The sequence below is a fragment of the Bradyrhizobium sp. I1.14.4 genome (genome assembly GCF_050435825.1).
Classification (GTDB): Bacteria; Pseudomonadota; Alphaproteobacteria; order Rhizobiales; family Xanthobacteraceae; genus Bradyrhizobium.
Genome location: NZ_JBNDLA010000001.1, coordinates 594,242 through 614,406 on the forward strand (window position 1 = coordinate 594,242; position 20,165 = coordinate 614,406).

Genomic DNA, 20,165 nt, shown 5'->3' on the forward strand with positions numbered 1-20,165 from the left:
CGTTCCGGCGGCATTGATCAGTAGTGCGGTGGGCGCTCGTTGGCGGGCCCCGGCGCTTGTCGTTCGGTCTCCTGAAGCCGATCGCGCAACTCCACGATCTGACGCGTCAGCGCGTCGATCTGCTTCCATTGCGCGGTGATGGTCTGGTTCAGCGTTTCGATGGTTTCGTCCTGGTAGGTCAGCCGGACCTCCAGCGCATCGATTCGCTCGCTCAGTTTCGCTGTATCATTCATGGTCGGCAGCCTCGCAGCAGCCACGCTCACTCTCCGCTTCGATCGCAAGCGCTCTTGCACGCTCGCGCAGGCCGTGGCCGAGCGCGACACGTTCGTCGAACACAAAACAGTCGCCGCGCCAGCGGCTGTCCTGCTGCGGCGTTTCCTCGAGATATTTCAGGATGCCGCCCTTGAGGTGATAGACCTCGGCAAAGCCTTGCGCGAGCAGATAGGCACTCGCCTTCTCGCAGCGGATGCCCCCGGTGCAGAACATCGCGATCCTGCGGTGCTTCGTGGGATCAAGGTGCCGCGCGGCAAATTCCTTGAATTGCCCGAAGCTCGCGAGCCTGGGATCGACCGCGCCTTCGAAAGTGCCCATCGCGACCTCGAAGGCGTTGCGGGTGTCGAGCACCATGATATCTGGTGCGGCAATGAGTTCGTTCCAGTCGGCGGCATCGACATAGGTGCCGGCCTGTCGCGTCGGATCGACCGTGATGTCGCCGAGCGTGACGATCTCCTTCTTCAGCCGCACCTTGAGCCGCTGGAACGGCGTCTGCGCCGCTTCGGAGAATTTCAGCTCGAGATTGTCGAGGCGGCCGCCGACCAGCGGCCCGTGCCTGAGCTCCGCGACGAAGACGTCGATGGCTTCATCGGTGCCGGCAATGGTGCCGTTGATGCCTTCATGGGCGAGCAGCACGCTGCCCTTGAGATCGAGCTTAGTGCAGAACGCGCGCAGCGGCTCGCGCAGCGCACGGAAGTCGGGCAGCGCGGCGAATTGGTAGAAGGCGGCGACCTTGAAGGGCATGGCCGGGGTTTATCAGGCCGGTCAGGCCTGCGAAACCCCGCAAAGCCATGCATTATCGGGATAATTCCTCTGGCATGCCAAGCATTGCCCTGCCGGGGATGAATGTGCCATGTACTTCGTATTCCCCTGGCATCCATCCGCCGCAGCAGCATCCGACCATCACGATCAAGCGAGCACTCCGATATGAGGAATTTCCATTTCGCCGGCCGTTCCACGGTCCACGCCCAGAACGCGATGGTGGCGACGTCGCATCCGGAGGCGGCGCTGGTGGCCATCGAGGTGATGCGCGATGGCGGCACGGCCGCCGACGCGGCAGTCGCGGCCTGCGCGCTGCTCGGCGTCATCGAGCCGCAATCGACCGGCATCGGCGGCGACTGCTTCGCGCTGATCCAGCCGAGGGGCGAGGGCAAGATCACGGCCTACAACGGCAGCGGCCGGGCGCCGATGGCGGCCACTGCCGAGTGGTACCTCGAACGCAAGATCCATTCGGTGCCGCTGACCTCGGCGCATGCGGTCAGCATTCCCGGCGCAATCGATGCCTGGGACGTGATCCTGAAGGATCACGGCAAGTTCGGCTTCGACCGGCTGCTGCAGCCCGCGATCAAGGCCGCCGAAGAGGGCTATGTCGTCGCCCCGCGTATCGCGTTCGACTGGAAGAACGGCTTCGAGAAGCTGAAGAACGGCACCAACACCGAGCGTTATCTGTTGCCGCACGGCAAGCCTGCGGTCGCCGGCGACGTGATCCGCCAGTCCGAGCTCGGCAAGACGCTGCGCGCGATCGCGCAAAATGGCCGCGACGCCTTCTATGGCGGCGATATCGCCGCCGACATGGTCGAGACGCTGCGCGGCATCGGCGGTCTGCACACGCTGGAGGACTTTGCCGCGCATTCGACCGAGGCGACTTCGCCGATCGGAACGATGTACAAGGGCCACGACGTCTGGCAATGCCCGCCGAACGGCCCGGGCATCACCATGCTGGTGATGCTCAACATCCTGTCGCGCTTCGACCTGACCAAGTTCAAGCCGCTCAGCGTGGAGCGTTTCCACCTCGAGGCGGAAGCTGCGCGCATCGCCTACATGATGCGCGAGCAGCATATCGGCGATCCCCAGCACGTGCATGTCGACGTTGCCGGCATCCTTGCCCGCGAATTCGCCGACGAGCACATCAAGAACATCCGGATGGACCGGCTGCTCGACCTCCCGAACGTTGCGCCGCCGATGAACCCGTCGACGGTCTACATCACGGTGGTCGACAAGGATCGCAACGTCTGCTCCTTCATCAACTCGATCGCGCATTCATTCGGCTCGGCGATCGTCTCCAACAAGACCGGCGTGCTGTTGCAGAATCGCGCCGGCGGCTTCCGCATCCAGCCCGGACATCCGAACTGCATCGCGCCGGGCAAGCGTCCGCTGCACACCATCATTCCGGCGCTCGCCACCAGGAACGGCCGTGCGGTGATGCCGTTCGGAGTGATGGGCGGGCAGTATCAGCCGGTCGGCCAGACCCGTGTGCTGACCAACATGCTCGACTATGGCTGCGACATGCAGGAGGCGATCGACATGCCGCGCGGCCTGCACTACGAGGGCGTCTACCAGCTCGAGGACAGCGTGCCGGCGGAGATCGTCGAGGGCCTGAAGAAGATCGGCCACAAGACCACCAGCGTGGTCGCGCCGCTCGGCGGCGGCCAGGGCATCTGGATCGATTGGGACAAGGGTACGCTGACCGGCAGCTCCGATCCGCGCAAGGACGGCTGCGCGCTCGGCTACTGATCGGGATCAATATCAATCAAGGAAGGACGTCCGGGATGCAATCTTCACGACGCACGATCATCAGGACTGCGTTCGCCGGCCTTGCGGCGGCAGTCTCCATGTCCGTTGCCGGCGGAACGGCAACGGCCCAAACTGCAGGAAAGCCCATGACCACAGCTTCAGGCCTCCAGATCATCGACAGCAAGGCCGGCACCGGCGCTTCGCCGAAGCCCGGCCAGACCTGCGTCATGCACTACACCGGCTGGCTCTACGAGAACGGCCAGAAGGGCAAGAAATTCGACTCCTCGGTCGATCGCAACGAGCCGTTCGAATTTCCGATCGGCCAGGGTCACGTGATCAAGGGCTGGGACGAGGGCGTCGCCACCATGAAGGTCGGCGGCAAGCGCACGCTGATCATCCCGCCGAACCTCGGCTACGGCGCGCGTGGCGCCGGCGGCGTGATCCCGCCGAATGCCACGCTGATGTTCGACGTCGAACTGCTTGGTGTAAAGTAAGCTCCTGGCGGTCAAGTAACCGGCCCACAAGACGAGGGGCGCAGCGATGAAGATCTCGATCCTCGACGATTATTTCGACACGCTGCGCACCCTCGATTGCTACCGCAAGCTCGACGGCAACGACGTCAAGATCTGGAACGATCACGTCCAGGACGTCGATGCGCTCGCGGAACGGTTGCGCGACACCGACGCGCTGGTCCTGATCCGCGAACGCACCCAGATCCGCACGCCGCTGCTCGAACGTCTGCCGAAGCTGAAGCTGATCAGCCAGCGCAGTGTCTATCCGCATATCGACATCGACACCTGCACGCGGCTCGGCATCATCGTGTCGTCGAGCCAGCACGCCGACACGCCGTCCTACGCCACCGCCGAGTTCACGTGGGGCATGATCCTCGCGGCGATGCGCGCGATCCCGCAACAGATGGCGGCGCTCAAGGCGGGGAAGTGGCAGATCGGCGTCGGCCATACGTTGCGCGGCAAAACGCTCGGCATCTACGGCTACGGCCGCATCGGCGCCGTGGTCGCTGGCTACGGCAGGGCGTTCGGCATGAACGTGCTGGTGTGGGCGCGCGAGCCGGCGATGGCGAAGGCGCGCGCCGACGGCTACGAGACCGCGGCCAGCAAGGCAGACTTCTTTGCCCGCTGCGACGTGCTGTCGCTGCATATGCGGCTGGTTGACGCAACGCGCGGCATCGTCGAGGCGGAAGATCTTGCGCGGATGAAAGAGACCGCGCTGATCGTCAACACCAGCCGCGCGCCATTGATCGCGCCGGGCGCGCTGGTCAATGCGCTGCGGGCCGGCCGGCCCGGCATGGCCGCGATCGACGTCTACGAGAAGGAGCCGCTGCGCGACACCGCGGATCCGCTGCTCAACATGGACAATGTGGTCTGCACGCCGCATCTCGGCTACGTCTCGCGCGACGAATACGAAATCCAGTTCACCGATATTTTCGATCAGATCGTGGCCTACGCCGCCGGCACGCCGACGAACGTGGTCAATCCGGATGTGCTGGCACATCCGGATGTGCTGGCACATCCGCGCCGGCGCGGCTGACCACCGACGCAAATGCTCGAACGGCCGGCTTGATAGGCCGGCCGTCTCATCTCTCGTTCAGCGAGGCCAGTGAGCCGCTGCGGTCACCCTGTTGACGGCGTGTCTGACGATGCTCTTGACGCCGCCGAGTGCCCTCTGTCCCTTGCCCTTGGCTTCCAGGATCGCACCTCTGCCCTGCATCGCCGGAGAACCGGTGACCTTGCCAAGACGCCGCTTGAACCTGCCGATCGCCTCATTGGCCGTGCCCTTGATCTTGTCGGTCGTGCTACCCATGAAATTACTCCTTCGGAATGCGTTCGGAATACGCTGATGCAACGCGCCGGCACATGGCGATGTTCCGATTTTGCGCTCGCCTGCAGGGGCGCTTTTCGCTAGCGTTCCACGCACGAAACCTGACCAACGAAAGCAAGAACGATGAGCGGTTCCCACGATCACACCCATCCCCACGACCATCATGATCACGACGACGAGCGCTGGAAGCACGACGGCGTCCGCGTGATTCCCGGCAACCAGCTCGATCCGAATGTACCGTCGACCGCCGGCATGGACCGCAAGGCCGCGATCAATTTCGCCCGCGTCGGTGCGCAGAAATTGTGGGCGGGCACCGTCAGCATCAAGCCGGACGCCAAGACCGGCGCGCATCATCACGGTCACCTCGAAAGCATCATCTATGTCGTGAAGGGCAAGGCGCGGATGCGCTGGGGCGAGAAGCTGCAGTTCACCGCCGAAGCCGGTCCCGGCGATTTCATCTTCGTGCCGCCCTACGTGCCGCATCAGGAGATCAACGCCAGCCGCGACGAGGTGCTGGAATGTGTGCTGGTGCGGTCCGACGGCGAGGCGGTCGCGATCAATCTCGACATCGAGCCGATCGAGAAGCCGGAGACCGTGCTGTGGGTCGACCCGGTGCACCGGCATCCCGACGAGAAGAAATAGCGCCGCGGCAACGCCGCGTCGACAAACAACAACAGATCAGGGAGGCCAGCATGACGCTCGTTCGTTACGAGAGCGCCGACCACGTCGCGACCATCACGATGGACCGTGTCTCGTCGCACAACGCGCTCAACAACGCGCTGTGCGATGAGTTGCAGAACGCCTGGCGGCGCTTTCGCGACAGCGACGACCGCGTCGCGGTGCTGGCCTCGGCCGAGGAGAAGTATTTCTGCGTCGGCGCCGACGTCAGGGATTTTCCCGCTAACATGTGGCAAGCGGTGCCCGGGCTCGGTGTCGAGCTCGACAAGCCGGTGATCGCGGCGACGTCGGGCTGGGTGGTCGGTGGCGGCTTCGTGCTGGTGCAGATGGCCGACATCTGCGTCGCCTCGGAGACGACGCGGTTCGTCTATCCGGAGGCCAAGATCGGCACCACCGGCGGCGGCGTCTCCTCGGTGCTGGCGCGCATGCCGCACAAGATCGCGATGGAGTTTCTGCTCGTCGGTGAGGAACTGTCGGCCGAGCGTGCCTACCAGATCGGCTTCGTCAACCGCATCACGCCGCCGGGACGGCACCTCGCGGCGGCGCAGGAGGTGGCGGCCAAGATCGCCGACAATGCGCCGCTGGTGGTGCAGGCGCTGAAGAAACTCGCCCGCGATGCGATGCCGAAGGGGCCGCTGGAGACGGTCGCCGAGGTGCGCCGGATTCTCGACGCCATCAAGGACAGCGCGGACATCAAGGAAGGCGCCAAGGCATTCAGCGAGAAGCGCAAGCCGAGGTTTACGGGGAGATGACGTAGTCATTCCGGAGCGATGCGTAAGCGTAGAACCCGGAATCTCGCGCCACAATATCGAGATTCCGGGTTCTCGCTTCGCGAGCCCCGGAATGACGAGCGAGGGTTACGCAAACACCCGATGATCGATCAGGCCGTTCGGCACTACATAGCCGTAGCGCGTATTCGACGGCTCGGGGCCGGCCTTCTCATACTGCGCCTTCATCATCGCGAAGCGATCGCCCCTGATTTCCAGCATCGCGCGCTTCGGCTGGATGTTGTAAAGCCGGGCATTGTTGTCGCCGAAGATCGCCGTCTTCACCGGGCCATCGGCGGGGCCGAGCGGCGCGTAGCCGAACTTCTTCTGCATCATTTCGGGGATTTCCAGACGCCGCAGCCCCTCGATCTGCCATTGCGGCGCGCCGGTCCATAGCGCATCGGTACCCCAGCAGACGTGGTCGACACCGAGCCCCTTGATCAGCGTGCCCATCAGCGCGGCGCATACATTGGGCTCGGCGACCAGCGTGGTCGCGAACAATTGCCCGACATCGCCATAGACATTGTTGACGCCATACTGCGCCGGGATGTCGGCGAGATCGGAGGTCCAGGCGATGCGGCCGGTGCGTTCGAACTCGGCGAGCGCCACCTTCGGATCGCCGCCGACATGGCGATAAGCCGAGTGATAGATGATGAAGTTGAGCTGCGGCCAGTCCTTCGCCGCCCGGCCGACATCGGCCACGTCGGCGAAGCCGCGCAGATTCGGATACTGCTTCTCGATCCCGGGCGGGAACAGTCCCTTGTGGACGCAGACATTCTTGATGCCCGCCTTCACCATCTTCTCATAGCCCTTGTAGGCGACCTTCTCGTCGTCCAGCCGCCAGGGGTAGCGGCTGATCTCCTTGTGGGTGTTGTCGCCGATCGTGTAGCCCTTGCAGGATTCCGGCTTTAGCGCCAACGCGGCGTCGAGCTTGTCGAGCCAGCCGGGTTGCCCGGGCGTGAAGATGGCGTGGCAGAACACCCGCCGCGAGCCGGCCTCGTCGTTCATCTTCTTGCGCGCGTCGGCCATCTGCTCGTTGGTCAGGAACCAGTCCTGCTCGATATCCGACGGCGCCGAGGAGATCAGCGCGATCTTGGTGTCGGAATCGAGAAACATCTCTTTCTTGTAGTTATTGAACTTGAGATCTTCGATGGTCTGCTCGTGATCGCTGAGCTCCTTGTTCCAGCCGGCCTTGCCGACCGCCTTGCGCATTTCCACGAAGCCCATGATGCGGGTGTCGTCGCGCAGGAAATGCGTGTGCATGTCCATGATGAACTGGTCCTTCAACCCGTTGGCGCGCCCCTCGGCCATCGCGGGCGTCGCGGCCTCCGCCGGAGTCACGTCGAACAACTCCCCGTAGACCTGGTTCATGGCGACGAAGGAGGCGGCCATGCCGGCCGCGGTCTGGAAGAATCTGCGGCGGTCGAGGCCGTGCTTGCCGCCGAGATCGTCGGCCATCGCGAGCAGCCGCGCCTCGACCTCGCGCTGCCGTTCGTTCTGTGGGTCGGGATAAAACTCGTCGCTGGAGACGATTTGGGTCGGAATCGGCGTCTGGTACTGGCACAGTTCCGAGGGCATCAACGCGGCAAGTTCTTCGTCGGTGAGATTGCTGCTCATTCTTCGCTCCCGCTTCTCGCCGGATTTTTTCCGGTCGGATCGCCATCGAGACTAGGACCAAGCCCGTCCGTCGTCCGCGCCGATTGCCGCAAAGCGTGTTCACAAAATCGTGCATTTCGTATCCGCGGTCGCGAGATGCCGGCGTCGCGCAACCAGGCATGCGCGCTGCTATGCTCGATCGCGCCGGATCGGCCGAAGAACTCCGGAGGGAGCGAACGATGATGCTGTCAGACCATTCGCGGCGCACCATTATCAGAGGCATCGGCATTGCGACGGCAGCCGGTGTGCTCGGCGAAGCGCCGACACAGGCCGCGACCGCCGTTCCTGCCGACGGAGAAATATGGAGCAACGAATACTGGGCGAAGAAGGGTGACATTCCCTTGTGGATGTTCCGCAAGCGGATCGGTGTGCCGAAGCCGGGCGAACCGGCGCGGCCCGTGGTTTTCTTCGTGCACGGCTCGTCGGTGACATCAAGGGTGTTCGATCTCACGGTGCCCGGCAGGGGTGAATATTCGTTGCTCAATGTCTTTGCGCGCTACGGCTTCGATTGCTGGACGATGGACCATGAGAATTACGGCAAGTCGGGCCGCACCTCGGGCAATGCGGACATCGCGAGCGGCGTCGAGGACCTGAAAGCGGCGGTCGAGGTGATCGCGCGTGAGACCGGGCAGACGAGATATCACTTCGTCGGCGAATCCTCGGGCGCGCTGCGGGCGGGCGCTTTCGCGATGGCCGCCCCCGAGCGCGTCGACAGGCTGGTGTGCGCGGCCTTCACCTACAAGGGCGAGGGCTCGCCGACGCTGGCAAGGCGTGCCGAGCAGCTTGCCTATTATCGCAGCCACAACATGCGCAAGCGCGACCGCGACATGATCCGCTCGATCGCGACCCGCGACAAGCCCGGCACGTCGGACCCCGCTGTGGTCGAGGTGCTGGCCGATGTCGAGATGCAGTTCGGTGACCAGATCCCGACCGGCACCTATCTCGACATGACGGCCAACCTGCCGGTGGTGCATCCGGAGAAGGTGCTGGCGCCGGTGCTGCTGGTCCGCGGCGAGTATGACGGGATCGCGGCGGTGCCGGACCTCGAGGAGTTCTTCAACAAACTGCCGAACGGCGACCGGCAGTTCATCATCCTGCCCGGCACGGCACATTCGGTGGCGCTTGCCACCAATCGTGAGCTGTTCTGGCATGTGACGCGGGCATTTCTGACCATGCCGACGCCGATCGCGACCTGAGGCTGCCTGCGGCACGACGCCGCAAGAAAAATTGGGGTGGTGATGTCGGGAGCCGGCCAACCGGTTCGTCCTCGGGGCACAACCCCGCGAAAAGGAGCCTTTCATGGCCAAGCCGACAATGATCTTCGTCAACCTGCCGGTCAGCAACCTCGCCCGCGCCACCGCCTTCTACGAGGCGATCGGCGCGGCCAAGAACCCGCAATTTTCGGACGATACCGCCTCCTGCATGGTGATCTCCGACACCATTCACGTCATGCTGCTGACGCACGACAAGTTCCGGCAGTTCACCCCGAAGAAGATTGCCGATGCCAGCGCCACCAGCGAGGTGCTGATCTGCCTCTCCGCCGACAGCCGCGACGCAGTCGATGGTTACGTGACCAAGGCGAAGGGCGCGGGCGGTACTGGCGATCCGTCGCCGCAGCAGGATTACGGCTTCATGTACGGCCGCAGCTTCGAGGATCCCGACGGACATATCTGGGAAGTGATGTGGATGGATGTCGAGGCCGCGATGAAGGCGCAGTCCGCCGCAGCCACCGCCTGATCGCCCGCCGACAAGGAGTTCATCGATGTCAAAGGTGTCACCCTGCCTGTGGTTCGACGGCGAGGCCGAGGAGGCCGCGAACTTCTATGTCTCGCTGCTGCCCGGTTCTCGGATCGAGGCGGTCCAGAAAAATGTCATCGATAGCCCCGGCGGGAAGGCCGGCACGGTGCTGCTGGTCGAGTTCACGCTCGCGGGTCAGCGCTTCATGGCGCTGAACGGTGGAATGAGGATGGAACACACTCACGCGATCTCGTTCTCGATCGACTGCGTCGATCAGGCCGAGGTCGATCGGCTCTGGGCCGCGCTGCTGGCGGATGGTGGCAAGGAGGAGCAGTGCGGCTGGCTGCGCGATCGCTACGGCGTGGCTTGGCAGATCGTGCCGACGGCGGTCCGCCAATATCTCGGCGGGTCCGACGCCGCTGGCGCGGCGCGCGTTATGCAAGCCGTGCTCGGTATGATCAAGCTCGACGTCGAAGGTTTGCGCCGGGCCTATGAGGGCGAGGCGGCGGCGTAAGGTCGGTGCGTTCACTGTCATCGCCCGGCTCGTCGTCCGGGCGATCCAGTATTCCAGAGACGTCTGTGCTCGACGGACGGGCCGCGGCGTACTGGATGCCCCGCATGGAGCGGGGCATGACAGTATGCCTCATAATGAATTCGCAGCCCCACGCCACCGTGAACCCAGTTGCCGACCGGCTGCGGCCCGGCGGTGCCGTCCAGGAACAAGTCGGCGATCCAGCCCTTGTGATGCGGAAGCCAAGTCGGCCGCCACATTCGAACCAGCCCTGGTTGCGGATTGTCGGCACGATGGTTCCGTCACATGACCGTGGCGACGGATCGCGGATGCAGCTGATATCGTATAGTTGTCGCAAGCTGCGTTCCCCTCGCACCGTGCTCGCCCTTTGAACATCGCATCCGAATCTTCTTTTGTTCCGCGGCGTCCCACCGCGCGCACGGCGATCGTCGCGGCAATCGTCTTCATCGTCAGCCACGTCGTGCTGATGATCGGGATCACCGCGCCGGACAAGCTCTATTTCGATGAGGTGCATTACGTGCCGGCGGCGCGGCAGATGCTGTTGCCGGTGGTTGAGGGCCCGATGCTCAACCCGATGCATCCGCCGCTCGCCAAGGAGATCATCGCGCTCTCGATCAAGGTGTTTGGCGACGTGCCGTTGGGGTGGCGCTATCCCGCGGCGCTGTTCGGTGCGCTGGCGCTGGTCGGCGTCTATCTCGGCGGGCTTGCGCTGTTCGCCTCGCAGGAGCGCGCGGTCGCGGCCGTGCTGCTCGCCTTCTTCAACCAGATGCTGTTCGTGCAGTCACGGATTGCGATGCTGGATATTTTTGCGCTCGCCTTCTGCCTGTTCGCGATCGCGGCGTTCATCCACGGCTTCAAGCAGGCGCGGCCGCAATCGGCCTTTGCCCTGGCGGGATTGGCCGCGGGGCTTGCGAGTGGCTGCAAATGGAGTGGGCTGTTCGTGCTCGCGACCTGCATCGCGATCATCGTGGCGATCCGCCTGATGCAAGGCTGGCGCACGCGTTTTGCCGACGCCAATGCGGAAGATTGGTACCGGCCGGACCTGTGGCCGGATTTCCGTCTTCCGCACCTCCTTGTCTGTTTCGTGCTGATCCCATCGGCGGTCTATCTTGCGGCCTTCGTGCCGCTGTACGGCCTCTCATTCACGGATATCATGGAGGCCCAACGCCGCATCTTTGCCGACAACACCACGACCGCTATCGCGGGCCACACCTATATGAGTTCGTGGCCGTCCTGGCCGTTTCTGGTGCGCCCGGTCTGGTACCTGTTCGAGAAGGTCGGCGATGACAGGTTCGCCGCGATCGTGTTGCTCGGCAATCCGCTGGTGCTGTGGCCGGCGTTGATCGCGCTGATCATCGCGCTGCGCGATTGGATCGTGACTCGCGGCCGCGACGCGTTTCTCGTGCTTGCGTTCTATCTCGGCCCGTATCTCGCCTGGGCGCTGCTGCCGCGCACGCTCGGCTTCATCTATTACTACCTGCCGGCGGCGACCACCGCGAGCTTCGTGCTGGTCTACGCCTTGACGCGCAAGGGCGCGCCGCGCTGGCTGCTGTGGGCTTTCGTGGCGGTCGGATGCGCGGGCTTCATCGCGATGCTGCCGGTCACGGTGGCCGCCATCGAGACGTCAATGACGACCTTCAATCGGCTGATGCTGTTCCAGAACTGGATTTGAATCGTTCGGGACCAAGCGATCCGCCTGCCGGGCGTGGCAGACGGATCGAGTTTGCGGGAGATTACTGCGACGCCGTCTTGGTATCCATGTTGACGACCTGTACGCGGCGATTGGTCGGGTCCATCGGCGCAGTCGGATCCTTCGGCCGGGTCTTGCCGTAGCCGACGGTCACAAGGTCCGAGCCGTTCAGGCCGTAATGCTCGACCAGATACTTCTTGATGGTATCGGCGCGGCGCTCCGACAGGTCCTGGTTGTAGGCCTTGCCGCCGATCGCGTCGGTGTGGCCGGCGACGACGAAGGTCGAGCCCTTCATGCTGGCATCTGACAGCGCCTTGCCGAGTTCCTGCACCGCCTGGGTCGAGCCCTTGCTGATGTCAGCCGAGTTGTAGTCGAAGTGAATCTCCAGATCGATCTTCGGCTTGTTGGCGGCGATGTCGGCGATCTCCTGGCGTTCGCCGAGCGAGAGCGAGCGGGTCTGCCGGTTGCGAACCGTGTTGAGGAAGCTCGTCTCCTTGGCTGTTGCGGCCGGGTCGACCTGTGTGCCGGCGGAGAGGCTGCGGGTGGCTTGCTTCGGCTTCAGCGCATGGAGGATCTGGGCGGCCGGAACGGTGTCGCCGCCGGCCAGTGCAACGCCCGCCGTCATCGACAGCGCAGCGCCGATTGTCAAAAGAGACAGAGAAAGAGAGCGGGTCATGGTTTCGTCCTTAAAATGTCGAGCCAGCCAATCCGGCTGCTGTCGTTTTGATGCTGGGAATCTAGGACCGGTTCAAAGCCGGGAATGTGATCTAGATCACAGATGGATGTTCCGAGCCCTTTTTGCGGCAAGCAAGGGGCAGCTGAAAGGGAGAGCCAACATGGCTCACGTCAATCGCGTCCTGCGCTCGATCAATGACGAAGATGCCGCGCGCTGCGTCGATATCTTCGTGCGTCGGGAAGGGACCATCGGCTTCGAGGAATATCGGCGGGACGTCGAAGATGGCCGCGGCTGGTTTCCGGTTGGCGGTCATTCGTCCCGGGTCTTCCATGAGGAAAGCGCCGCACTCGCGGCGGCGATGCGGGACGTCCCGTGGTTGCGGCGGGCCGTCGGGTTGGCGTAGCTGCGCCGAATCGCCCGCACGCCGAAACGTGCATGATGACGCCGAGCTGATTTCCCTCGCGCGGCTCTCCACAGCCGCGCGAATCTCACTACATTGCTGAGGCAATGCCCCGCGCCGCCGAACCCTTGTCCTTGAACAACGCCGCCGCCCGCCACATCTGGCTGCGCGCGCAGCGGCTCGATACAAAGGCGCCGTTCGGGGAGGGGGCGTCAGCCGTGGCGGCCGCCGTCGACCATCTCGGCTATGTGCAGATCGACACCATCAACGTGATCGAGCGCTGCCACCACCACATCCTGTTCACCCGCATTCCGGACTATCGCCGCGCCGACCTCAGGCAGGCGCAGAGCCAGGACAAGAGCGTGTTCGAATACTGGACGCACGCGCTGTCGTACATTCCGTCCAAGGACATCGGCATCTTCCTGCCGGTGATGAAGGCGCACAAGCGCGACGGACATAAATGGTTCTCGTCGGTGACGCCGGCGGATACGCGCAAGGTCATGCGGCTGCTGCGTGCCGGTCCGCTGACTATCCGCGATATCGACGACGACGTGCTGACCGAGAAGGAGCATCTCTGGCAGAGCCGAAAGCCCTCCAAGCGCGCGCTGCAGCTCGCCTTCTATGGCGGCGTGGTCACGATCAGCGAGCGCGCCGGCATGCTGAAGACCTACGAGCTGATAAGTAGGCATTTCGGCTGGGACAAGCCGCCGAAACCCGCGCCGGCCTCGGCCCGGATCGCCTACCTGCTCGACCGCGCGCTGCGCTCGCAGGGCATCGTCAGCCTGGACTCGATCTGCCATCTCGATGCGCCGAGCAAGAAGGCGGTGCGCAGCCTGATCGAGGCGCGCCTGCGCCGCAAGGAGCTGGTCCGGATCGCGCTCGACGGCGCCGGCAAGCAGGAGCATTGGGCGCGGCCCGAGGTGCTGGAAGCGACCGGCGAGGGCGATCCCGCCCTCGTTCATATCCTCTCGCCGTTCGATCCCCTGATTATCCAGCGCAAGCGCACCGAGCTGTTCTTCGGCTATGGCCACAGGTTCGAGGCCTACGTGCCGAAGCAGAAGCGCCTGTTCGGCTATTTCGCGCTCCCGGTGCTGGTCGGTGACGACATCGTCGCCGCGCTCGACCTGAAGACCGACCGGCAGAACAAGAAGCTCCTGATGCAGAAATGGAGCTGGGTCGGCAACGGCAAGAAGCAGGCGGCACGCAAGGAGCTGAAGCGCCGCATCGAGGAGGAGCTCGAGCGCTTCGAGCGCTTCCAGCTCGCGGATTGAACGACCGCACGACAACCACCACCGTCATGCCCCGCGCAGGCGGGGCATCCAGTAACGACAGGCTTGCGTAGTGATGCGGAGAGGCCGCGGCGTACTGTCATCGTCCGCATTCGCGGACGATGACAGCCGGTTTATAGCCGATCCGTAGGCTGCCACGGACCATCGCGCCCGGGACGGCAAGGGTCCCCGTTCGGGCTGTGCGCTATGAGTTTTTTGCCATTGCTCAATCCGGGGCCACCCAATAATCCTCAGGCAAGCAATAGCTTTGGGGGAACTGATGAGCCAGACCGCAACCCTTGCGCCCGATGGCGGCGCCCGCAGCGAGATCGAGACATCCACGATCCGCGCGATCTCCTGGCGGCTGATCCCGTTCCTGATCCTGGCGTACTTCTTCTCCTATCTCGACCGCGTCAATCTCGGCTTTGCCGCGCTGACCATGAACTCCGAGCTGAAGTTCTCGCCGGTGGTGTTCTCCTTTGGCGCCGGCATCTTCTTCGTCGGCTATTTCATCTTCGAGGTGCCGAGCAATCTGGCGCTGGAGAGGTTCGGCGCCAGCAAATGGATCGCCCGTATCATGGTGAGCTGGGGCATCCTCTCGGCGTTGATGGCGGCGGTCTACGACGAGCACAGCTTCTACGCGCTGCGCTTCTTCCTCGGCGTGGCCGAGGCCGGCTTCTTCCCCGGCATCATCCTCTATCTCACTTACTGGTATCCGGCCGAGTATCGCGCGCGCTTCCTCGCCGCCTTCGCGCTTGCCGTGCCGATCTCGACCGTGATCGGCGCGCCGATCTCCGGCCTGTTGCTCGGCCTCGACGGCGCGATGGGGCTGAAGGGCTGGCAGTGGCTGTTCGTCATCGAGGGTATTCCCTCGGTGCTGCTCGGCATCGTCACCTGGTTCTATCTGACCGACCGGCCGGAGAAGGCCGACTGGCTCTCGGCCGAGCAGAAGGCGTGGCTGAAGGCGAAGCTCGATGCCGAGGTCGCGGCCAAGCAGGCGGCCCGGCACTTCACGCTGTTCGAGGCGTTGTCCTCGCCGAAGGTGCTGGCGCTCAGCGCGATCTATTTCGGCTTCGTCGGCGCGCTCTACGGCATGCAGTTCTGGCTGCCGCAGATCGTCAAGGCGTTCGGCCTCACCAATGCGCAGACTGGCTTCGTCACCGCGATCCCCTATCTGTTCGGCACGATCGCAATGATCCTGTGGGCGCGCCGTTCGGACGCCGTGCGCGAGCGGGTCTTCCATGTCGGCGCGCCGCTGCTGCTGACCGCGCTCGCGCTCGGCGTCTCGAGCTACATTTCGAATCCGATCATGACGATGGTCGTGCTGACGGTCGCCGCGATCGGCATCTTTTGCACCTTCGCGGTGTTCTGGACGCTGCCGACAGCCTGGCTGTCCGGCACCGCTGCGGCCGGCGCGATCGCGCTGATCAACTCGATCGGCAACCTCGCCGGTTTCGGCGGGCCCTATCTGATCGGCTGGGTCAAGGAAGCGACCGGCAGCACGTCGACCGGCCTGCTGGTGCTGTCGCTGCTGCCGCTGATCGGCGGCCTGCTGGTGTTCCTCGGCAGCCACGAGACCAAGGCCGAGTTTGCGGGAGCGAAATAGCGCACCCGGAGGATGGGTAGAGTGAAAGCGAAATCCGGGGTCGCCGTACTTGCTGCGCAGACCGCCCCGGATTTCGCTGCGCTCCTTCCGGGCTACGCGGTTTCCAAAAGTTCCCGCTTAACCTCGCGTTAAATAACGTCGGGCTCACGAATTGGTGTTCACTGACGAATATTGACATTCATCAGTGATAAATCGATACTCTTCATCAGTGGTCAGCCCGATGGAGATTTCAGATGTTCGTTCGTTCCGTTTTGTCGAGCTATTACAGGCTCTTGACCGGAGCGTCGCTGGCTTTTGCGGTGTTCGCCCTGGCCGGCTGCAACGAGAAGGCCGCCGAAAACACCGATCCGGGACGTCCCGTTTTGGTGGCGACCGTCCATTACGAAGCCGAAACCCCTGAGCGCAGCTTTGTCGGCACCATCAAGCCCCGGATCGAAGCCGATATGGGCTTTCGGGTTGCCGGCAAGGTGGCCAAGCGGCTAGTCGAGGTCGGACAGACAGTCGACGTCGACCAGCCCTTGGCCACCCTCGACGAGATCGATCTGAAGCTGCAGGCCGAGCAGGCGGAGGCCGAATTCCGCGCCGCCACCGGCGTGCTGGCGCAGGCTGCGGCCGCCGAGCAGCGCGCCAAGGACCTGAAGGCCAAGGGCTGGACCACCGATGCGGCACTCGATTCCGCCAAGGCCGCCGGCGACGAGGCGCGGGCGCGGCTGAACCGCGCCGAGCGTTCGGTCGAGCTGACCAGGAACTCCCTCTCTTATGCAACGCTGGTGGCTGACATCCGGGGTGTAGTCACAGCGACCATGATCGAGCCCGGCCAGGTGGTTGCCGCGGGCCAGGCATCGATCCGTGTCGCCCGACTTGGCGAGAAGGAAGCTGTCGTCGCGGTCCCAGAGACGCTTCTTGCTCGTGCCAGGTCGGGCGTTGCCACGGTGACGCTGTGGTCGGATGCGAAGAAGACCTACGCCGCCAAGCTGCGCGAGGTTGCGCCGTCGGCGGATCCCGCCACCCGCACCTATCTCGCCAAATTTTCGCTGCCGGACGCCGACGAGGCCGTCTCGCTCGGCATGACCGCGACGCTGACGCTGGCCGACAAGGCGAGCGAGCGGGTGGCAAAACTGCCGCTGTCGGCGCTGTACAGCCAGGGCGGCGATCCCTCGCTCTACATCGTGGATGACAAGGGCGACATCGCGCTGAAGCCGGTCAAGGTGAAGGCCTATGAGAGCAACAACGTCGTCATCTCCGGCGGCGTCGACGATGGCGCCAAGGTGGTCGCCCTCGGTGTGCAGAAACTCGATCCCAGCCAGAAGGTGCGGGTCGTATCGTCGCTGTCGTTCTAACCCCCGCAATAGCAGCGGAAACGGTTCTGGGACCTGGAGAGTTCGATGAAGCGCTTCAACCTTTCGGCCTGGGCGGTCAGCCATCCGACGCTGGTGCTGTTCCTGATGATCATCCTCGGCGCCGCCGGCTTCTTCTCCTACGAGAAGCTCGGCCGCGCCGAGGATCCGTTCTTCACGGTGAAGGTGGTGAACGTCTCGGTGATGTGGCCGGGTGCGACCTCGCAGGAAATGCAGATGCAGGTCGCCGATCCGATCGAGAAGAAGCTGCAGGAACTGCCGTTCTTCGACAAGGTGCAGACCTATTCCAAGCCGGGCTTCACGGCGATGCAGGTCTCCTTCAAGGATTCGACCTCGCCGAAGGACGTGCCCTATCTCTTCTACCTCTTGCGCAAGAAGCTGGTCGACGTGCAGGGCGAGCTGCCATCCGGCATCCTCGGTCCCGTGGTCAACGACGAATTCTCCGACGTCGATTCGATCCTCTATATGATGACCGGCGACGGCGCCAATTATGCGCAGCTCAAGAAGGTCGCCGAGGGCTTCCGCCAGCGCCTGCTAAAGGTGCCAGGGGTGACCAAGATCGACCTCTATGGCATCCAGGACGAGCGCATCTTCGTTGAATTCTCGCATGCCAAGCTTGCGACGCTTGGCATCACGCCGCAGGCGCTGTTCGATTCGCTCGCCAAGCAGAACAATGTCACCCCGGCCGGCACCGTCGAGAGCTCCTCGCAGCGCGTGCCACTGCGCGTCACCGGCGCACTCGACGGCGTCAAGGCGGTTGCGGAGACGCCGGTCGAGAGCAATGGCCGCGTGTTCCGGCTCGGCGATATCGCGACCGTCAGCCACGGCTATGTCGATCCGCCGAGCTTCGTGGTGCGCCAGGAAGGCAAGCCGGCGCTCGGCATCGGCATCGTCACCGCCAAGGGCGCCAACATCCTGGATCTCGGCAAGGAGGTCCAGAAGGCGACCGCCGAGTTCATGAAGGCGGTGCCGCAGGGCGTCGATATCCAGCAGATCGCCGACCAGCCCAAGGTGGTCGAGCATGCCGTCGGCGAATTCGTGCACTCCTTCGTCGAGGCGCTCGCGATCGTGCTGTTCGTCTCGTTTGTCGCGCTCGGCTGGCGCACCGGCATCGTGGTGGCGCTGTCGGTGCCGCTGGTGCTCGGCATCGTGTTCATCGTGATGAATGCGATGTCGCTCGACCTGCACCGCATCACGCTCGGCGCGCTGATCATCGCGCTCGGCCTCCTGGTCGACGACGCCATCATCGCGGTCGAGATGATGGTGGTGAAGATGGAACAGGGCTGGGACCGCATGAAGGCGGCGTCCTTTGCCTGGGAATCTACCGCGTTTCCGATGCTCACGGGAACGCTGGTCACGGCCGCTGGCTTCCTCCCCATCGGCTTTGCCAATTCGGCGGTCGGCGAATATGCCGGCGGCATCTTCTGGATCGTGGCGATCGCGCTGGTCGCCTCATGGTTCGTCGCGGTGATCTTCACGCCCTATATCGGCGTCAAGCTGTTGCCGAACATCAAGGTGCACCAGAACCACGATCCGCACGCGATCTACGAGACGCGGATGTATCGCGGCCTGCGCAGCGTGGTGCAGTGGTGCGTCGATCACCGCATCAAGGTGGTGGTGGCGACCGTCGGCGTCTTCGTCGCCTCGATCGTGGCCTTCGGCCACGTCCAGCAGCAGTTCTTCCCGCTGTCGGAACGGCCGGAACTGTTCCTGCAGCTCCGTCTGCCCGAAGGCACCGCCTTCAACGTTACCGAGAAGGCTGTGAAGAAGGCCGAAGGGCTGTTGAAGGACGACCAGGACATTCAGACCTATACCGCCTATGTCGGCCAGGGTTCGCCGCGCTTCTGGCTCGGCCTCAACCCGCAGCTGCCGAACGAGGCCTTCGCCGAGATCGTGATCCTCGCCAAGAACGTCGAGGCACGCGAGCGCGTCAAGGCGAAGATCGAGCAGGCCGCCGCCGACGGCGCGCTGAACGAGGCGCGGGTCCGGGTCGACCGCTTCAACTTTGGTCCGCCGGTCGGCTTCCCGGTCCAGTTCCGCGTGATCGGGCCCGACGCCAACAAGGTGCGCGATATCGCCTACCAGGTCCGCGACGTCATGCGCCAGAACCCGAACGTCAAGGACGTCCAGCTCGACTGGAACGAGCAGTCGCCCTACCTGAAGCTCGCCGTCGACCAGGACAGGGCGCGCGCGCTCGGCCTGACCCCGCAGGATGTTTCGCAGGCGCTGGCAATGCTGATCTCGGGCGCGCCGGTCACCACGATCCGCGACGGCATCGAGAAGGTCGGCGTGGTCGCCCGTGCGGTGCCGTCCGAGCGGCTCGATCTCGGCCGCGTCGGCGATCTCACCATCACCTCGCGCAATGGTGTCGTCGTGCCGCTGCAGCAGATTGCAAAAATCGAATATGCGCATGAGGAGCCGATCCTGTGGCGGCGCAACCGCGACATGGCGATCACCGTGCGCTCCGACGTCGTCGACGGCGTGCAGGCGCCCGACGTCACCAACCAGATCTCGCCGAAGCTGAAGGACATCCAGGCCCATCTCGAGCCGGCCTACCGGATCGAGCCGGGCGGAGCCTTCGAGGAGTCGGCCAAGGGCAATGCGTCGATCTTCATCCTCTTCCCGGTGATGGTGATGGTGATGCTGACGCTCCTGATGATCCAGCTGCAGAGCTTCTCGCGCCTGTTCCTGGTGTTCCTGACGGCGCCGCTCGGCATCGTCGGCGCCTCGCTCGGCCTGAATGTCGCCAACCAGCCGTTCGGCTTCGTGGCGCTGCTCGGTCTGATCGCGCTCGCCGGCATGATCATGCGCAACGCCGTGATCCTGGTCGATCAGATCGAGAGCGACGTGTCGTCCGGCCTGACGCGGCGCGAGGCGATCGTGGAAGCCACCGTCCGGCGCGCCCGGCCGGTGGTGCTGACCGCGCTCGCGGCGATCCTCGCCATGATCCCGCTGTCGCGCTCGGCGTTCTGGGGCCCGATGGCAATCACCATCATGGGTGGTTTGTTTGTTGCGACTTTCCTGACCTTGCTGTATCTGCCGGGCCTTTACGCCCTCTGGTTCCGCAAGACCCTCGAGGAGAGCGGCCCCGAGCAAACCAATACTGCGCCGCAGCATGCGGGTAAGGGAGAACTCGCATTTCCGCTTGCTGAGGCTGCCGAATAATTGAAG

19 protein-coding genes are annotated in these 20,165 nt (G+C 64.1%); 14 read left to right on the forward strand and 5 right to left on the reverse strand.

Annotated features, from left to right (window positions below; all coding sequences use genetic code 11):
• Positions 1-17: 17 nt before the first annotated feature.
• Complete coding sequence (locus ABIB78_RS02780; protein WP_429021141.1) at positions 18-233, reverse strand: SlyX family protein; 216 nt, start codon at positions 231-233, stop codon at positions 18-20.
• A complete protein-coding gene (locus ABIB78_RS02785; RefSeq protein WP_429021143.1) occupies positions 226-1,017 on the reverse strand; it encodes a rhodanese-related sulfurtransferase in 792 nt (263 codons plus the stop codon). Before ABIB78_RS02785 ends, ABIB78_RS02780 begins: the two co-directional genes overlap by 8 nt.
• 183 nt (positions 1,018-1,200) lie before the next feature.
• On the opposite strand from ABIB78_RS02785, the gene ggt reads away from it, so the two are divergent.
• From ggt to ABIB78_RS02800, 3 genes are all read left to right on the forward strand, one after another.
• A complete protein-coding gene (gene ggt / locus ABIB78_RS02790; RefSeq protein WP_429021144.1) occupies positions 1,201-2,787 on the forward strand; it encodes a gamma-glutamyltransferase in 1,587 nt (528 codons plus the stop codon).
• Between the two features lie 98 nt (positions 2,788-2,885).
• Positions 2,886-3,281 (forward strand): FKBP-type peptidyl-prolyl cis-trans isomerase, encoded by a 396-nt coding sequence (locus tag ABIB78_RS02795; protein ID WP_429021538.1) that lies wholly within the window; start codon positions 2,886-2,888, stop codon positions 3,279-3,281.
• A 46-nt stretch (positions 3,282-3,327) separates the two neighbouring features.
• Positions 3,328-4,335, forward strand: a complete 1,008-nt coding sequence (locus tag ABIB78_RS02800; protein WP_429021147.1) for a D-2-hydroxyacid dehydrogenase family protein — start codon at positions 3,328-3,330, stop codon at positions 4,333-4,335.
• Between the two features lie 57 nt (positions 4,336-4,392).
• On the opposite strand, the gene ABIB78_RS02805 is transcribed toward ABIB78_RS02800, so the two are convergent.
• Complete coding sequence (locus tag ABIB78_RS02805) at positions 4,393-4,608, reverse strand: CsbD family protein (RefSeq protein ID WP_429021150.1); 216 nt, start codon at positions 4,606-4,608, stop codon at positions 4,393-4,395.
• A 141-nt stretch (positions 4,609-4,749) separates the two neighbouring features.
• On the opposite strand from ABIB78_RS02805, the gene ABIB78_RS02810 reads away from it, so the two are divergent.
• Positions 4,750-5,268: a cupin domain-containing protein gene (locus ABIB78_RS02810; protein WP_429021152.1), complete on the forward strand. Its 519-nt coding sequence runs from the start codon at positions 4,750-4,752 to the stop codon at positions 5,266-5,268.
• A gap of 50 nt (positions 5,269-5,318) precedes the next feature.
• The gene (locus ABIB78_RS02815) at positions 5,319-6,056 is read left to right on the forward strand and encodes an enoyl-CoA hydratase/isomerase family protein (protein WP_429021155.1); all 738 of its coding nucleotides are present in this window, start codon (positions 5,319-5,321) and stop codon (positions 6,054-6,056) included.
• Between the two features lie 105 nt (positions 6,057-6,161).
• Here the strand turns inward: ABIB78_RS02815 and ABIB78_RS02820 are convergent, their stop codons facing one another.
• Positions 6,162-7,688 carry an amidohydrolase family protein gene (locus tag ABIB78_RS02820; protein ID WP_429021158.1) on the reverse strand — a complete coding sequence of 509 codons (1,527 nt, stop codon included), beginning with the start codon at positions 7,686-7,688 and terminating at the stop codon, positions 6,162-6,164.
• A 218-nt stretch (positions 7,689-7,906) separates the two neighbouring features.
• Between ABIB78_RS02820 and ABIB78_RS02825 the strand changes: the two genes are divergently transcribed.
• From ABIB78_RS02825 to ABIB78_RS02840, 4 genes are all read left to right on the forward strand, one after another.
• Entirely contained in the window at positions 7,907-8,923 is a 1,017-nt protein-coding gene (locus ABIB78_RS02825; protein ID WP_429021161.1) for an alpha/beta hydrolase, read from the forward strand.
• A gap of 103 nt (positions 8,924-9,026) precedes the next feature.
• Positions 9,027-9,464: a VOC family protein gene (locus tag ABIB78_RS02830; RefSeq protein WP_429021164.1), complete on the forward strand. Its 438-nt coding sequence runs from the start codon at positions 9,027-9,029 to the stop codon at positions 9,462-9,464.
• Positions 9,465-9,489: 25 nt separating this feature from the next.
• Positions 9,490-9,978 (forward strand): VOC family protein, encoded by a 489-nt coding sequence (locus tag ABIB78_RS02835; RefSeq protein ID WP_429021167.1) that lies wholly within the window; start codon positions 9,490-9,492, stop codon positions 9,976-9,978.
• Positions 9,979-10,462: 484 nt separating this feature from the next.
• A complete protein-coding gene (locus tag ABIB78_RS02840; RefSeq protein ID WP_429021541.1) occupies positions 10,463-11,668 on the forward strand; it encodes a phospholipid carrier-dependent glycosyltransferase in 1,206 nt (401 codons plus the stop codon).
• 61 nt (positions 11,669-11,729) lie between these two features.
• Here the strand turns inward: ABIB78_RS02840 and ABIB78_RS02845 are convergent, their stop codons facing one another.
• Positions 11,730-12,362: an OmpA family protein gene (locus ABIB78_RS02845; protein ID WP_429021170.1), complete on the reverse strand. Its 633-nt coding sequence runs from the start codon at positions 12,360-12,362 to the stop codon at positions 11,730-11,732.
• 160 nt (positions 12,363-12,522) lie between these two features.
• Between ABIB78_RS02845 and ABIB78_RS02850 the strand changes: the two genes are divergently transcribed.
• The 5 genes from ABIB78_RS02850 (at position 12,523) to ABIB78_RS02870 (ending at position 20,159) form a co-directional block, all read left to right on the forward strand.
• Positions 12,523-12,765, forward strand: coding sequence for a hypothetical protein (locus tag ABIB78_RS02850; RefSeq protein WP_429021173.1), 243 nt, complete (start codon positions 12,523-12,525; stop codon positions 12,763-12,765).
• 104 nt (positions 12,766-12,869) lie between these two features.
• Positions 12,870-14,033 (forward strand): winged helix-turn-helix domain-containing protein, encoded by a 1,164-nt coding sequence (locus ABIB78_RS02855; protein ID WP_429021176.1) that lies wholly within the window; start codon positions 12,870-12,872, stop codon positions 14,031-14,033.
• 277 nt (positions 14,034-14,310) lie between these two features.
• The gene (locus tag ABIB78_RS02860; RefSeq protein ID WP_429021179.1) at positions 14,311-15,636 is read left to right on the forward strand and encodes an MFS transporter; all 1,326 of its coding nucleotides are present in this window, start codon (positions 14,311-14,313) and stop codon (positions 15,634-15,636) included.
• Positions 15,637-15,869: 233 nt separating this feature from the next.
• Positions 15,870-16,976 (forward strand): efflux RND transporter periplasmic adaptor subunit, encoded by a 1,107-nt coding sequence (locus tag ABIB78_RS02865; protein WP_429021180.1) that lies wholly within the window; start codon positions 15,870-15,872, stop codon positions 16,974-16,976.
• Positions 16,977-17,021: 45 nt separating this feature from the next.
• Complete coding sequence (locus tag ABIB78_RS02870) at positions 17,022-20,159, forward strand: efflux RND transporter permease subunit (RefSeq protein WP_429021183.1); 3,138 nt, start codon at positions 17,022-17,024, stop codon at positions 20,157-20,159.
• Positions 20,160-20,165: the final 6 nt, after the last annotated feature.